13 protein-coding genes and 3 tRNA genes are annotated in these 14,085 nt (G+C 72.2%); 7 read left to right on the top strand and 9 right to left on the bottom strand.

Features of this window, described 5'->3' with window-relative positions; genetic code table 11:
- The first annotated feature begins 48 nt into the window (after window positions 1–48).
- The 3 genes from ACZ6CL_RS30745 (at window position 49) to ACZ6CL_RS30735 (ending at window position 4,641) form a co-directional block, all read left to right on the top strand.
- On the top strand, window positions 49–1,905 hold the full coding sequence (locus ACZ6CL_RS30745; RefSeq protein WP_468941507.1) for a hypothetical protein: 1,857 nt from the start codon (window positions 49–51) through the stop codon (window positions 1,903–1,905).
- 280 nt (window positions 1,906–2,185) lie between these two features.
- Window positions 2,186–3,649: a N,N-dimethylformamidase beta subunit family domain-containing protein gene (locus ACZ6CL_RS30740; RefSeq protein WP_468941505.1), complete on the top strand. Its 1,464-nt coding sequence runs from the start codon at window positions 2,186–2,188 to the stop codon at window positions 3,647–3,649.
- A gap of 71 nt (window positions 3,650–3,720) precedes the next feature.
- Window positions 3,721–4,641 (top strand): phosphoribosylaminoimidazolesuccinocarboxamide synthase, encoded by a 921-nt coding sequence (locus ACZ6CL_RS30735; RefSeq protein ID WP_468941502.1) that lies wholly within the window; start codon window positions 3,721–3,723, stop codon window positions 4,639–4,641.
- Window positions 4,642–4,683: 42 nt separating this feature from the next.
- Here the strand turns inward: ACZ6CL_RS30735 and ACZ6CL_RS30730 are convergent.
- From ACZ6CL_RS30730 to ACZ6CL_RS30695, 8 genes are all read right to left on the bottom strand, one after another.
- Window positions 4,684–4,759, bottom strand: a tRNA-Gly gene (locus ACZ6CL_RS30730).
- 95 nt (window positions 4,760–4,854) lie between these two features.
- A complete protein-coding gene (locus ACZ6CL_RS30725) occupies window positions 4,855–5,484 on the bottom strand; it encodes a response regulator (RefSeq protein WP_468941499.1) in 630 nt (209 codons plus the stop codon).
- Entirely contained in the window at window positions 5,481–6,683 is a 1,203-nt protein-coding gene (locus ACZ6CL_RS30720; protein WP_468941496.1) for a sensor histidine kinase, read from the bottom strand. Before ACZ6CL_RS30720 ends, ACZ6CL_RS30725 begins: the two co-directional genes overlap by 4 nt.
- A 61-nt stretch (window positions 6,684–6,744) precedes the next feature.
- Window positions 6,745–7,560, bottom strand: a complete 816-nt coding sequence (locus tag ACZ6CL_RS30715; RefSeq protein WP_468941493.1) for an ABC transporter permease — start codon at window positions 7,558–7,560, stop codon at window positions 6,745–6,747.
- Entirely contained in the window at window positions 7,557–8,543 is a 987-nt protein-coding gene (locus tag ACZ6CL_RS30710; protein WP_468941491.1) for an ABC transporter ATP-binding protein, read from the bottom strand. Before ACZ6CL_RS30710 ends, ACZ6CL_RS30715 begins: the two co-directional genes overlap by 4 nt.
- 149 nt (window positions 8,544–8,692) lie before the next feature.
- Window positions 8,693–8,768, bottom strand: a tRNA-Gly gene (locus ACZ6CL_RS30705).
- A gap of 78 nt (window positions 8,769–8,846) precedes the next feature.
- Window positions 8,847–8,918: transfer RNA gene (locus tag ACZ6CL_RS30700), tRNA-Gly, on the bottom strand.
- Window positions 8,919–9,033: 115 nt separating this feature from the next.
- Entirely contained in the window at window positions 9,034–9,351 is a 318-nt protein-coding gene (locus ACZ6CL_RS30695) for a histone-like nucleoid-structuring protein Lsr2 (RefSeq protein WP_468941488.1), read from the bottom strand.
- A 303-nt stretch (window positions 9,352–9,654) separates the two neighbouring features.
- Here ACZ6CL_RS30695 and purS point away from each other — a divergent pair, with 303 nt between their 5' ends.
- From purS to purL, 3 genes are read left to right on the top strand one after another with little or no spacing between them, the layout of a single operon-like run.
- On the top strand, window positions 9,655–9,933 hold the full coding sequence (gene purS / locus ACZ6CL_RS30690) for a phosphoribosylformylglycinamidine synthase subunit PurS (RefSeq protein ID WP_385444003.1): 279 nt from the start codon (window positions 9,655–9,657) through the stop codon (window positions 9,931–9,933).
- Window positions 9,930–10,610, top strand: coding sequence for a phosphoribosylformylglycinamidine synthase subunit PurQ (gene purQ / locus ACZ6CL_RS30685; protein ID WP_468941485.1), 681 nt, complete (start codon window positions 9,930–9,932; stop codon window positions 10,608–10,610). Before purS ends, purQ begins: the two co-directional genes overlap by 4 nt.
- A complete protein-coding gene (purL, locus tag ACZ6CL_RS30680) occupies window positions 10,607–12,856 on the top strand; it encodes a phosphoribosylformylglycinamidine synthase subunit PurL (protein WP_468941482.1) in 2,250 nt (749 codons plus the stop codon). Before purQ ends, purL begins: the two co-directional genes overlap by 4 nt.
- Before the next feature lie 59 nt (window positions 12,857–12,915).
- Here purL and ACZ6CL_RS30675 read toward each other — a convergent pair whose 3' ends face one another.
- Window positions 12,916–13,317, bottom strand: coding sequence for a nuclear transport factor 2 family protein (locus ACZ6CL_RS30675; protein ID WP_468941479.1), 402 nt, complete (start codon window positions 13,315–13,317; stop codon window positions 12,916–12,918).
- 122 nt (window positions 13,318–13,439) lie between these two features.
- On the opposite strand from ACZ6CL_RS30675, the gene ACZ6CL_RS30670 reads away from it, so the two are divergent.
- On the top strand, window positions 13,440–14,045 hold the full coding sequence (locus ACZ6CL_RS30670) for a sterol carrier family protein (protein WP_468941477.1): 606 nt from the start codon (window positions 13,440–13,442) through the stop codon (window positions 14,043–14,045).
- Window positions 14,046–14,085 lie beyond the last annotated feature (40 nt).

Genomic DNA, 14,085 nt, shown 5'->3' with positions numbered 1-14,085 from the left:
ACGCCGCCGTCGTCCACTGTTCAACCACAGGCCGGACAGTAGGGGGTGATGAGAACCGTGGCAGGTCCGGAAGCAGGTGCACTGGCGGCACGCGCCCGTGCCCTCGCCGTACTGCGTATCAGGGGCGCCGCGCTCGCGGTCGCCCTCCTTCCGGCCGCGGTGGCGGTCGTGCTGCTGGCGGGCAGCGCCACCGGGCGCATCGGCGGCGGTTCGCACGACGAGGGCTGGTCGGCGCTGCGCTGGGCGGTGATCGGCGGTGCCCTGCTGGTCCTGCTGCTGGCGGCGGGGGTGGCCGCGGTGGTCGTCCGGGCGAAACCGGCCCTGACCCCCACGGTGCCCATCGCCGAGGAGACGGCCCCGGATCTGTACCGGCTGGTCCGCGACCTGGCGGAGCGGCTGGAGGTGCCCGCGCCGTCCGCCATAGCGCTCACCCCGGACTGCGACAGCTGGCTGGAGGACCGTGCCCATCCGGCGCACGGCGGCCGTGATGGCGAGGACCGGCCCCCGCCCGGGGAGTCCCGCGCGGTGCACAGCGTGGGCCCACCGGGCGCCGGCGCCGCGGACGACCGCGTCACGGGCCGGGCGCGGGCGGACCGGCGGGAGCGCCGTGCCCCTCAGCCGCCGGTCCTGGTGATCGGATCGCCGTTCCTGTGGTGGATGCGGGTCGCCGAGCTGCGCGCGCTGCTCGCGCCCGTGGTGGCGGGCACCGGCCCCTCCGTCCACCCCGACATAGCCGCCGCCCGCCGCTTCGTACGCGGGCTGGACGCCGCCGTGGCGGTCGCCGCCTCCCGCGACGACGACCCGGTGAGCGGCGGCGGCACCGGCGGCCCGCTGGGCCGGGCCGTCCGCCGCCCCGCCCTCGCCTTCCTCGGCTGGGTCGCCCGGCTGCTGCTGCGCGGCTGCCGGGACCACGCCGCCCAGATGGAGCGCGCGGTCGCCGCGGCCGCCTCCGAGCGGGCCCAGGCCGTCGACTACGGGCTGCGGATCGTCGCCCAGGAGCAGGTGGGCCTCGCCTACGCGGGCTGGGACCGGCTGCTGACCCGGGTCGCACTGCCCGCCTGGCGCATGGGCCGCTGGCCGTCCCGGCTGGACGCGGGCGTGGTGGCCGCGCTGACCGAGCTGTCCCGCCGGGACCGGCTCGCCGAGGGGTTCGCCTCCCGGCTCAGCGAGCGACCCGCCTGCGACCTGCTGGAGGAGCCCGGGCTGATCGACGAGGCCACGTCGCTGCTGGCCGCGCGGCTCTTCCACGGCGGCCCCCCGGAACCGGGCCCGGACTGGTCCCCGGTCGACTGGGCGCAGTATCCGGAGGAGGTCGTGGACCGCAAGTGGCGCCAGGAGGCCGCCCGCCTCCACCGGGTCCTCGACGAGCGCACCGAGCCGTCCGGCCCGCCGCCGACCCCCGCGAGCACCCCCACACCGCCGACGCTGGCCCGGGTCATGGACCGGCTCACCGCCATCGCCCCCGGCCCCGGCCCCGAAGGCGACGGCACCGACGGCCTCGGCGAGGACCTGGCGGCCCGGCTCACCGTGGAGCTGGCCCGCGAGGAGGCCGCCGCCCACCGGGCCACCGCACAGGCCCGCCAGGCCTGTACGGCGGAGGGCTCGGGCGGCGACCCCTGGATCGACGGGTTCGCGCCGCTGCTCCCGCTCCAGCCGCCCCGTACCGGCCGTGAGCTGCTCGCCGACCATGTGACCGCGATGGTCTGCTGCGCCGCCGTGGACACCGCGGGCGCGGTCCCCGGCCTGGACTGGCTCGACGGCCCGGCGCTCCTGGTGGCCGGCCGCCGCCGCGCCGATCTGTCCCATCCGGTGCTCACCCTGGTGGAGGACGGCGACGCGGCCCCGCTGCGCAGCTGGCTCGCCGAGGTCGGCGTCCGCCCCGAGAAGCCGGTCCGGCTCGTCTGAACTCGTCCCCACTCATCCGAACTCCTTCCGAACCCATACGGATTCGTCGGTTCCAGTAGGTCTCGTCCGGAAAATTCACGACGATCGGTGACGGAGTGGGTGCGTAATGTGATGTGCTGGGAACGGTCGCTGCCACCCGGCCCAGCGGACCGGCCCACCGGCCCGGTCCACCGAACCGGACCCGCGGAACCGGACCCACAAGGTCCGGCCCGACGGGACGGGAACGCACGGCAGCGAGGCGGGTAGACGCCGCCGGGGCACGCAGGGGAGGGGAACGAGGATGGGGACGGACCAGATCCGGCGCTGGGAGTCCGGTGCGCTGGCCCACGGGGTGACGGATCCTTTCGGTCAGGGCCCGCTGCCCTGGCTGCGCACCAGTGAGAACTACGTCGACGACACGGGCCGCGTGGTCCCCTGGTACGTGGACCAGGCCCACGCCCCCGGGGCCACGGTCAGGATTCCGGGCCCGCGCACCGCCGACGATGTGCGCCGCCAGATCAAGGGCTTCGCCTCGACCTCCGCCGCCGCCCCCGGCGAGGCCATCGACTTCCGCATCACGGTCGACCCGCCGCAGCAGTTCAGCGTGGACATCTACCGCATCGGCCACTACGGAGGCCACGGCGCGTCGAAGATCACCACCAGCCCACGGCTGTCCGGCATCGTGCAGCCGCCGCCGCTCACCGCCGACCGCACCGTCTCCTGCCACCACTGGTGGCTGTCCTGGCGGCTGCAGATCCCCTCGTACTGGAAGCTCGGCGCGTATGTGGCCGTCCTCACCACCGTGGACGGCTACCGCAGCCACATCCCGTTCACGGTCCGCGACAGCCGCCCCGCCGATCTGCTCCTGGTCCTGCCCGACTTCACCTGGCAGGCGTACAACCTCTACCCGGAGGACGGCCGCACCGGCGCCAGCCTCTACCACGCCTGGGACGAGCGGGGGCGGCTGCTCGGCGAATCCGAGGCGGCCGTCACGGTCTCCTTCGACCGGCCGTACGCGGGCGCGGGGCTCCCGCTCCACGTGGGCCACGCGTACGACTTCATCCGCTGGGCCGAGCGCTACGGCTACGACCTGGCCTACGCCGAGACCCGCGATCTGCACGCCGGAAGCGTCGACCCCACCCGCTACCGCGGCCTGGTCTTCCCCGGCCACGACGAGTACTGGTCGGCGGCGATGCGGCGCACCGCCGAGCGGGCCCGGGACAGCGGCACCTCGCTGGTGTTCCTGTCCGCGAACACCATGTACTGGCAGGTCGAGCTGGCCCCCTCGCCCTCCGGCCCGGACCGCCTGCTGACCTGCCACAAGCGCCGCGGCCCCGGCCGCCCCGCGCTGTGGCGCGAATCGGCGCCCGAACAGCAGCTGATCGGCATCCAGTACGCGGGCCGGGTGCCCGAACCGAGACCGATGATCGTGCGCAACGGCGGCCACTGGCTGTGGGAGGCCACCGGCGCGGCCGAGGGCGACGAGCTGCTCGGGCTGGTCGCGGGCGAGGCCGACCGCTACTTCCCGCGCACCCCGCTCCCCGACCACCTGCGGCGCATCCTGCTCGCCCACTCCCCGTACGAGGACGGCGAGGGTGTCACCCGCCACCAGGACACCTCGCTCTACCGCGCCCCCAGTGGCGCCCTGGTCTTCGCCTCCGGCACTTTTGCCTGGTCTCCGGCGCTGGACCGGCCGGGTCATACGGATGAGCGGGTGCAGCGGGCCACGGCGAATCTGCTGGACCGCATCTGCAAGCGGGCGTGAGGGGCGGCGCGGCTCGATCGAGGACGTGGGGCAGAATCGTGGTGGCTTGGACAGAACCACCAGGAGGCAGCGTGTCCGGATTCGTCGAAAAGCCCGAACCGGTGGAGGTTCCGGGGCTTGAGCACCTGCACACCGGCAAGGTGCGCGACCTCTACCGGACCGAGCGGGGCGAACTCGTCATGGTCGCCAGCGACCGGATGTCCGCCTACGACTGGGTGCTGCCCACCGAGATCCCCGACAAGGGCCGGGTCCTCACCCAGCTCTCCCTGTGGTGGTTCGACCTGCTCGCCGACCTGGTCCCGCACCACGTCCTGTCCACCGAGCTGCCCCCCGGCGCCCCCGCCGACTGGCAGGGCCGCACCCTGGTGTGCCGGTCGCTGCGGATGCTCCCCGTCGAGGCCGTGGCCCGCGGCTACCTCACCGGCTCGGGCCTCGCCGAGTACGAGCGCAGCCGCACGGTCTGCGGCCTCGCCCTGCCCGAGGGGCTGACCGACGGCTCCGAGCTGCCCACCCCGATCTTCACCCCGGCGACCAAGGCCGAGGTCGGCGAGCACGACGAGAACGTGCCGTACGAGGAGGTCGCCCGCCGGATCGGCGCCGAACCCGCCGCCAACCTGCGCCAGATCACCCTCGCCGTGTACGCCCGGGCCCGCGACATCGCCCGCGAGCGGGGCATCATCCTCGCCGACACCAAGTTCGAGTTCGGCTACGCGGAGACCACCGCGGACGCGGAGGGCGCCGAGCTGGTCCTCGCCGACGAGGTGCTGACCCCCGACTCGTCCCGCTTCTGGCCCGCCGACACCTGGCAGCCGGGCCGCGCCCAGCCGTCCTTCGACAAGCAGTACGTCCGCGACTGGCTGACCTCCCCGGCCTCCGGCTGGGACCGCCACGGCGAGCAGCCCCCGCCGCCGCTCCCGCCGGAGGTCGTGGAGCGGACGCGGTCGAAGTACGTCGAGGCGTACGAGCGGCTCACCGGCACCAGCTGGTCGTAGACACGACGAAGGCCCCGGTCGATGTGACCGGGGCCTTCAATCTGGAGCGGACGACGAGGCTCGAACTCGCGACCTCAACCTTGGCAAGGTTGCGCTCTACCAACTGAGCTACGTCCGCAACGCGCCGCCGGTTTCCCGTTCGGTGCGCCTCTACTATAACCAAACCTCCGGCCGCCGCCACCACCGCCCGGAACAAACCCCCACATCCCTCTCCTATAGCCACCCCCGCTCGCGCGCCGCGCGGGCCGCCGCGTGGCGGTTCTCGGCGTGCAGCTTCGCCGCCGCCGCGGACAGGTAGTTGCGGACCGTCCCCGGGGACAGCGCCGCCCGCCGGGCGATCTCCGCGATGGACGCCCCGTCGGCCGCCAGATCCAGCAGCTCCGTCTCGCGCGCGGTGAGCGGGGAATCGCCCGCGCTGATCGCGTCCGCGGCCAGGTCGGGGTCCACGTACCGGCTGCCGCCGTGCACCGAACGGATGATCTCGGCCAGCCGCTGCGCCGAGGCGGTCTTCGGTACGAACCCCCGCGCCCCCGCCTCCAGCGCCCGCTTGAGGTGGCCCGGTTTGCCATGGCTGGTCACGATCATGGTCCGGCAGTCCGGCAGCTCGGACCGCAGCTCCGCCGCGACCCCGACCCCGTCCCTGCCCGGCATCTGGAGGTCCAGCACCGCCACATCGGGCCGGTGCGCCCGCGCCATCGCCAGTGCCTCCGGGCCGGACGCGGCCTCGGCGACCACCTGCAGATCGTCCTCCAGGGACAGCAGCGCGGCGAGCGCGCCGCGGATCAGATGCTCGTCGTCGGCGAGCAGCACCCGGATGACCCCGGCTTCGTCCAGGGCGCTCATACGGCGCCCTCCAGCGGGAGTTCGGCCCGCAGCCGGTACGTCCCGGCGCCGTCGCCGGGACCGGATTCCAGCGTGCCGCCGAGCGCCGCGAGCCTCTCCCGCAGCCCCTTCAGCCCGCTGCCCTCTCCGGTCCCGGCCCCGGTACCGGCCCCCGTTCCGGTCCGGGAACCCGTGGGCGCCCCGTCGTTCTCCATCTCCAGCACCGCCGTCCCCGCCCGCACCCGGACCCGGACCGCGCACCGCACGGCGTCCGCGTGCCGCAGCACGTTCGTCGTCCCCTCGCGGACCACCCACCCCAGCGCGGACCGCACCGCCTCGGGCAGCGGTGCCTCGCCGCCGTCCTCGACCGGGCAGTCGATGCGGCAGTCGACGCGGGCCGCCCGCAGCACCGAGCGCGCTCCGGCCAGCTCCACCTGGAGATCCGCCTCCCGGTAGCCGCGCACCACGCCCCGGACCTCCATCTGGGTCTCGTGCGCGATCCGCTGCACCTCCACCATCTGGGTCACCGCCTCGGGCCGCTCCCGGCGGGCCAGCTGTACCGCCAGCTCGCTCTTGAGGGCGATCACCGCCAGGTTCCGGCCCATCACATCGTGCAGGTCCCGGCCGAACCGCAGCCGTTCCTCCGCGACCGCCAGCCGTGCCTGCACCTCCCGGCTGGCGTCCACTTCGTACATCACGTGCAGGATCCACCCCGAGCAGCGGACCGTGAACAGAGACAGCGCACTGGTGGTGGCGACCCCGAAGACGGCCCCCACCGCGGCGGCGGACCCCGGCAGGACCACCGCCACCGCCACGGCCACCGCCGCCGCGACCCCCGCGTGCAGGGCGCAGTAGGTACGGATCGGCACCAGCAGCGCGTATCCCATGGCGAACGGCCCCACGCTGAGCACGACGAACCGGATGGCCGACCCCGCCTCGTACGGCCCGGCGGTCGCCTGGAGCCCCAACCCGGCGGCCAGCCCCGCCGCGGCCAGGAGGCCGGCGAGCCCGGGCACCCACGGGCCCACCGGGCGGCCGTGCAGATAGTGGTCGAGCCCCCGCCGGAACAGCACGAGGACGAGCAGGTTCTGCGCCACGGACAGCGCCAGCAGCGACCACATCAGCGGGGGTGGCGCGTCCCGCAGCTTCTCCACGTCGGTCGCCCCGAGCTGGAAGAACCACGGCACGGCGTACAGCGTCCACCGGGTGAACAGCTCCACCCGCGTCAGCCGCGTGCCCCTGCGCCATCGCCGTATCACGAACCCCGTATCCCCTCGCTCGTCAGCGCCGCGGTTCCCAGGGGAACCGCTTCCGCACGGCCCACCCTGCCAGCACTGTCCAGGCCAGCGCCGTCGCGAGGGCGCCCAGGGCCTCGCCCGCGCTCATGTCGCCGGTCCAGCCCGCCCGTACGAGGTCGATCACCGGGGTCAGCGGCAACCGCTCGCACACCGACGCCACCTGGTCCGGCATCACCTCCAGCGGCACGAACAGACCGCAGGCCACCATCGAGATCATCATCATCGGCACCGGGGTCAGCTGCGCGGATTCCGCGGTCTTGGTGAACGCGGCGGTCGCGGCGGCCAGCATCACCATCTGCACCACGCCCACCACGAGCCCGACGACGGCCAGATACGGGGCCTTCGGCGCGGACACATCGAGCGCCACGCTCACCGAGGCCACCAGCAGCACGCATTGGGCGAGCCCGAGCAGGACGGCGGGGAGCGCGGCCCCGGCCAGGATCTCCGGATCGGTCAGCTCCCCGGCGCGCAGCCGCTTGAGGACCCGTTCCTCACGGCGGATCACATAGACGCCGACCAGGTTCATGTAGACGGCCAGGACCAGGGCCATGCCGATCGAACCGGGCAGCAGCATCGTGCCCGCGTCCAGCCCGGTCCCCTTGAGGTCGACGCTGTCGACGGCCGTCTTCATGCTGTACGTGAGCATGCCGGGCAGCAGCAGCGCGTACGTCAGCGCGGCCTTGTTGCGGACCAGCAAGGTCAGTTCGCCGCGGGCCAGCGCGAACACCCGCCGCCGCGCGGTGATCGGTGCCGCGGTGACCGTGGTGTCCGGGGCTCTCATGGTGGTCGTGGTGCTCACTGCGCTTCCCCCTGTGCCGTACCGACCTGTGCCGTGTCGACCTGTGCCGTGTCGACGGTGCTCGCGATGTGCAGGAACGCCTCCTCCAGCGAGGCCGACCGGGCGTCGAGCCCGCTCAGCCCGATCCGCCGCTCCCGCGCCCACAGCAGCACCTCGGTGGCGGTGTGCTGGAGGTCGTGGGTGCGCAGCCGTACGGCCTGGCCCATCGAGTCCCGCTCCAGGGCGCCCAGTGCGACGGGCGGCGGCAGCTCGCCGGGGGAGACGCCGTCGGGGAGGGTGAAGGAGAGCCGGGAGGGCCGCGCGGCCACGATGTCCGCGACCCGGCCGGAGGTGGCGATCCGTCCCGCGTGCATGATCGCGAGCCGGTCGGCCAGCGCCTCGGCCTCCTCCAGGTAATGCGTGGTCAGCAGCACCGTGGTGCCCTGGTCGCGCAGGGCGCGCACCAGCGCCCAGGTGTCCCGGCGGCCCTCGGCGTCCAGACCGGTGGTCGGCTCGTCGAGGAACAGCACCTCGGGTCGGCCGATCAGGGCGAGCGCCAGGTCCAGCCGCCGCCGCTCGCCGCCGGAGAGCATCTTGACCCGTACGTCCGCCCGCCCGGTCAGCCCCACCAGCTCCAGGCTCTCCCCGACCGGCCGGGCGCCGCTGGTGCAGCCCGCCCACATCCGCGCGGTCTCGGCGACCGTCAGCTCGGAGGGCAGTCCGCCCTCCTGGAGCATCATCCCGATCCGCGGCCGCACCTTCCCCCGCTCCCGGTACGGATCGTGGCCGAGGACCCGCACCGCGCCGCCGGTCGGGGCGGCCAGCCCCTCCAGCAGTTCGACGGTGGAGGTCTTGCCCGCGCCATTGGTGCCCAGCAGCGCGAACAGCTCCCCGCGCGCCACCGAGAACGTGACGCCCCGCACCGCGTCGTACCCCCGGGCCCCGCTCGGCCCGTATCTCCGCCGCAGCCCGTCGACCGCGATCGCGCTCTCTGTCACATCCATGCCTCCAGGCTTTCGCCGCCCGGGGGAGCCTTGTAGTGCGCGCTGTCATCAGCCCCGATGACAAATGTCATCAGGCCGTGCGGGGTTGTGGGATGTGCGACAAAAAGGTCTGAGGCGCCAGTCGATTCGACCGGCGCCTCAGACCTGTATGGAGCGGACGACGAGGTTCGAACTCGCGACCTCAACCTTGGCAAGGTTGCGCTCTACCAACTGAGCTACGTCCGCATGCCTCCGACCGGCTTTCACCGATCGGCGCGCGCAACACTCTACCGGATCTCCCGAAGGTGAACGAAGAGTGATGAGAGCGGGTGACAGGGATCGCACACTGCGCCTCCCCCTTGGAAAGGGGGCGCTCTACTACTGAGCTACACCCGCATGGTGTGTTCCTCGGGGTTTTGGCCTTTCGGCCTCGCCCCTCGGCGTGCTCCAGACTCTAGCGGACCACCCGGGGTGTTGTGCAACTCGGCTGAACGCCGCCTGAACGAGTGGTTCAGCGGGACTCGTTGAAGGCTTCGTAGACCTTCTTGGGGATGCGCCCGCGCGGCGGCACCTCCATGCCGTTCGACCGGGCCCAGGCGCGCACCGCGGCCGGGTCCGGTGCCACCGAGGTGCGGCGGTAGGTCTTGCCGGAGCGGGACCGCTTGCGGCCGGCCTCCACGTACGGGGCGAGGGCGTCGCGAAGTTTCGACGCATTGGTGGAGGTGAGGTCGATCTCGTACGACTTGCCGTCCAGACCGAACGTGACCGTCTCCTCGGCAGCCCCTCCGTCGATGTCATCGGAGAGCGTGACTACTACGCGCTGTGCCACGGATATCGGTCCTTTCGGGCTGCATCGTTGCGTTGACGTGCAAAGATGTCAGCTGTCCAGTTGTTAGCGAACAATGCTTTTTCATTTGTACAGCGACCAGCATTGCATTGTGAAGCCCCGGTAATTCCGTCAGCGTGTCACATCGCAATCCGGACGATGCGTTTTTGCTGGATCTTTCCCTGGTGGTTGTCGTGCATGCTGCGCGCGTGCGGCCCCGAAAGGCTATCTACTCGCGTAGATTTTGCCGCGGGGTAGGCTTGGGCCACCGCCTTACGCACCAGCACCACACCATCGGGAGTGCCAGTGGCACGCGTCGTAGTCGACGTCATGCTCAAGCCGGAGATCCTCGACCCCCAGGGCCAGGCGGTGCAGCGCGCACTGCCCCGCCTCGGTTTCGAGGGCATCGCCGACGTCCGTCAGGGCAAGCGCTTCGAACTCGAAGTGGAGGGTCCGGTCGATGACGCCGCCCTCGCCCGTATCCACGAGATCGCCGAAACCTTCCTCGCCAACACCGTGATCGAGGACTTCGATGTGAAGGTCGAGGCCGCCGAGGCCGACGCCACCGCAAAGGCGGAGTCGTGACCGCACGCGTCGGAGTCGTCACTTTCCCCGGAACCCTCGACGACCGCGACACCCAGCGCGCGGTCCGTATCGCCGGTCTGGAAGCCGTACCGCTGTGGCACCGTGACAAGGACCTCAAGCAGGTCGACGCGGTGATCCTGCCCGGCGGCTTCTCGTACGGCGACTATCTGCGAGCCGGAGCGATCTCCCGCTTCTCCCCGGTAATGGAGACCGTCATCGCCCAGGCGAAGGCGGGTATGCCGGTGCTTGGCATCTGCAATGGGTTCCAGGTCCTCACCGAGACCCATCTCCTGCCCGGTGCGATGCTGCGGAACAACCATCTGCACTTCATCTGCCGCGACCAGAAGTTGCGGGTGGAAAACGCGGAGACGGCCTGGACCCGCTCGTATGAGCAGGGCCAGGAGATCAGCATCCCGCTGAAGAACATCGACGGCCGCTATGTCGCCGACGAGCGCGTCCTCGATGAACTCGAGGCCGAGGGGCGCGTCGTCTTCCGCTATGAGGAGCTGAACCCCAACGGCTCCCTGCGCGACATCGCCGGGATCTCCAATGCGGAGGGCAATGTCGTCGGCCTCATGCCGCACCCCGAGCACGCCGTCGAGCCGCTGATCGGCACCGGTGGCACCGACGGTCTCGGCTTCTTCACCTCGATCCTTAAGAGGCTGGTCAGCGCATGACCCTGGACACCACCAAGCACGCCGCCCAGACCCCGGACACCGCGCAGCCCTGGGCCGACCTGGGGCTGAAGCAGGACGAGTACGAGCGCATCCGCGCCATCCTGGGCCGCCGGCCCACCGGCGCCGAGCTGGCCATGTACTCCGTCATGTGGTCCGAGCACTGCTCGTACAAGTCGAGCAAGGTCCATCTGCGGCAGTTCGGCGAGAAGGCCCCCGAGAGCGACGCCCTGCTCGTCGGCATCGGCGAGAACGCGGGCGTGGTCGACGTCGGCCAGGGGTACGCGGTCACCTTCAAGGTCGAGTCGCACAACCACCCCTCGTACGTCGAGCCCTACCAGGGCGCGGCCACCGGCGTCGGCGGCATCGTCCGCGACATCCTCGCGATGGGCGCCCGCCCGGTCGCCGTCATGGACCCGCTGCGCTTCGGCGCCGCCGACCACCCCGACACCAAGCGGGTGCTGCCCGGCGTCGTCGCGGGCATCGGCGGCTACGGCAACTGCCTGGGCCTGCCCAACATCGGCGGCGAGGTCGTCTTCGACCCCTGCTACCAGGGGAACCCGCTGGTCAACGCCCTGTGCGTGGGCGTCATGAAGCATGAGGACATCCACCTGGCCAAGGCGTCCGGCACGGGCAACAAGGTCATCCTCTACGGCGCCCGCACCGGCGGCGACGGCATCGGCGGCGTCTCCGTGCTCGCCTCCGAGACCTTCGACGACAGCAAGCCCGCGAAGCGCCCCGCCGTCCAGGTCGGCGACCCGTTCCAGGAGAAGCTGCTCATCGAGTGCACCCTGGAGATCTTCAAGGAAGACCTGGTCGAGGGCATCCAGGACCTCGGCGGCGCCGGTCTTTCCTGCGCCACCAGCGAGCTGGCCAGCGCCGGTTCCGGCGGCATGCGCGTCGAACTCGACACCGTGCCGCTGCGCGACTCCTCGCTCTCCCCCGAGGAGATCCTGATGAGCGAGTCGCAGGAGCGCATGTGCGCGATCGTGACGCCGGAGAAGGCCGACCGCTTCCTGGAGATCTGCGAGAAGTGGGACGTCATCGCCACCGTGATCGGTGAGGTCACCGACGGCGAGCGGCTGGAGATCTTCTGGCACGGCGAGCAGATCGTGGACGTGCCGCCGCGCACCGTCGCCCACGAGGGCCCGGTGTACGAGCGCCCGTACGCCCGCCCCGACTGGCAGGACACCCTCCAGGCCGACGACGCGGGTAAGCTGCCCCGCCCGGCCACCGGGGACGAGCTGCGCGAGCAGGTGCTGCGCGTGATCTCCTCCCCGAACCAGGCGTCCAAGTCGTGGGTCACCGACCAGTACGACCGCTTCGTGCAGGGCAACACGATCCTCGCCCAGCCCGAGGACTCCGGCATGGTGCGGGTCGACGAGGAGACCGGGCTCGGCGTCGCCGTCGCCACCGACGGCAACGGCCGGTACGCGAAGCTCGACCCGTACGCGGGCGCGCAGCTCGCCCTCGCCGAGTCGTACCGCAACGTCGCCGCGTCCGGCGCCAAGCCGCTCGCGATCTCCAACTGCCTCAACTTCGGCTCGCCGGAGGACCCCGCGGTCATGTGGCAGTTCGCGGAGGCCACCCGCGGCCTGGCGGACGGCTGCCAGACCCTGGGCACCCCGGTCACCGGAGGCAACGTCTCCCTCTACAACCAGACCGGTGAGACCGCCATCCACCCGACGCCCGTCGTCGCCGTCCTCGGCGTGATCGACGACGTCGCGCGGCGCACGCCGATGGCGTTCGCCGAGGAGGGCCAGCTGCTCTACCTGCTGGGCGACACCGCCGAGGAGTTCGGCGGCTCGGCCTGGTCGCAGGTGGTCCACGACCACCTCGGCGGGCTGCCGCCGAAGGTGGACCTGGATCGCGAGCGGCTGCTCGCCGAGATCCTGATCTCGGCCTCCCGCGACGGCATGGTGGACGCGGCCCACGACCTGTCCGACGGCGGCCTCATCCAGGCCGTGGCCGAGTCGTGCCTGCGCGGCGGCAAGGGCGCCCGGATCGTCGTCCCGGACGGCACGGACCCCTTCGTGCTGCTGTTCTCCGAGTCCGCTGGCCGGGCCGTGGTGTCCGTCCCGCGCAGCGAGGAGATCCGCTTCAACGACATGTGCGGGGCACGCGGGCTTCCCGCGACCCGGATCGGTGTCGTGGACGGCGAGACGATCGACGTCCAGGGTCAGTTCTCGATCCCGCTGGCGGAGCTGCGGGAGCCCTACGAGGCGACCATCCCGGCCCTGCTGGCCTGATCGCACGCCCACCGACGCGTGGCCCCGCCCCGGCGGGCGGGGCCACGCTCAGGGCCGCGTCAGCCCTTGCCCCAGAAGTCGTCGGTGGCGTCGATGTCCTCGACGCAGTAGTCGATGTCGCTGATCTTCCCGCCGACGATGGTGAAGAACAGCCCGGTCTTCATGTCCAGCGTGCGGTTGCCGCGCTCCGCGCGCAGGCGGTGGCCGGAGATCACATGACCGCGCCCGTCCGGCATCACCGACTCCACGTCGACCCGCAGCGTGCCGCCGGTCTCCTCGTATTCGGTGCGGTACAGCTGCATGCACGCGTCCCGGCCCTTGTGGTGCCCGGAGAGCATGTTGTCACCGGGCACATGCTGGACGACGTCCGTCGTCAGCAGTGAGGCGACGGTGTCCAGGTCGCCCTGCTGGAACGCGGTGCATGCGCGGCGCACCACGGCGGCATCGGGGTGCTCGCCCATGGTCATTCACACCTTTCGTACCCATAGATAACTCTTTGCCCCTTTCTCTATCCTCCGCCCGCCCCACCAAGCTGTCGATGTCCTTGGGCGGTTCGCCTCTCGCCGGACGTAGGCTCGGCGCCATGCCGCCCCGTGTCCGCGCCCGCGCCCGTACGTACGACCCCGCCAAGACCCGCGCCGCCCTGGCCGCGCAGCTGCGGCACGTGCGGGACGCCGTGCGCGGGCTGGACGAGGAGCGGCTCGGGGCGCCCGTCCGGACCGGCGGCCGGTCGGTCCGCGAGCTGATCGCGCGGCTGCCGGCGGCGGATGACGAGGACGACGCCCTGCCCGCCCGCTGCGCCGAGCTGGTCGTCCGTACCGACGATCTGGCGGCGGCCACGGGCCTGGACGTGCCGTACGACCGCCAGGCGCTGGCCACCGCCGTCCGGGTGCTGGCCGACGCCCTCGCGGCGAAGGCGCCCGGCGGGTCGGTCGAGCTGCGCGTCCCGCCGTTCGCCGTCGTGCAGTGCGTGGAGGGGCCCCGGCACACCCGCGGCACCCCGCCGAACGTCGTCGAGACGGACCCGCTGACCTGGGTCCGGCTGGCCGCCGGACGGATCGGCTGGGCCGAGGCGCTGGAGGCCGCGGACGTCACGGCCAGCGGTGAGCGCGCCGACCTCTCCGGATATCTCCCCGTGCTCGGGATCGACGGAGACATCGCAGGTCAGAGCGGGTCGGACGGGCGCTGAAAGGGTCCGGGAGCGGGCCTCGGTAAATGTGACATACGCC

The organism is Streptomyces sp. NPDC041200, assembly GCF_055591805.1.
This window is presented reverse-complemented; position numbering and strand designations above follow the sequence as displayed.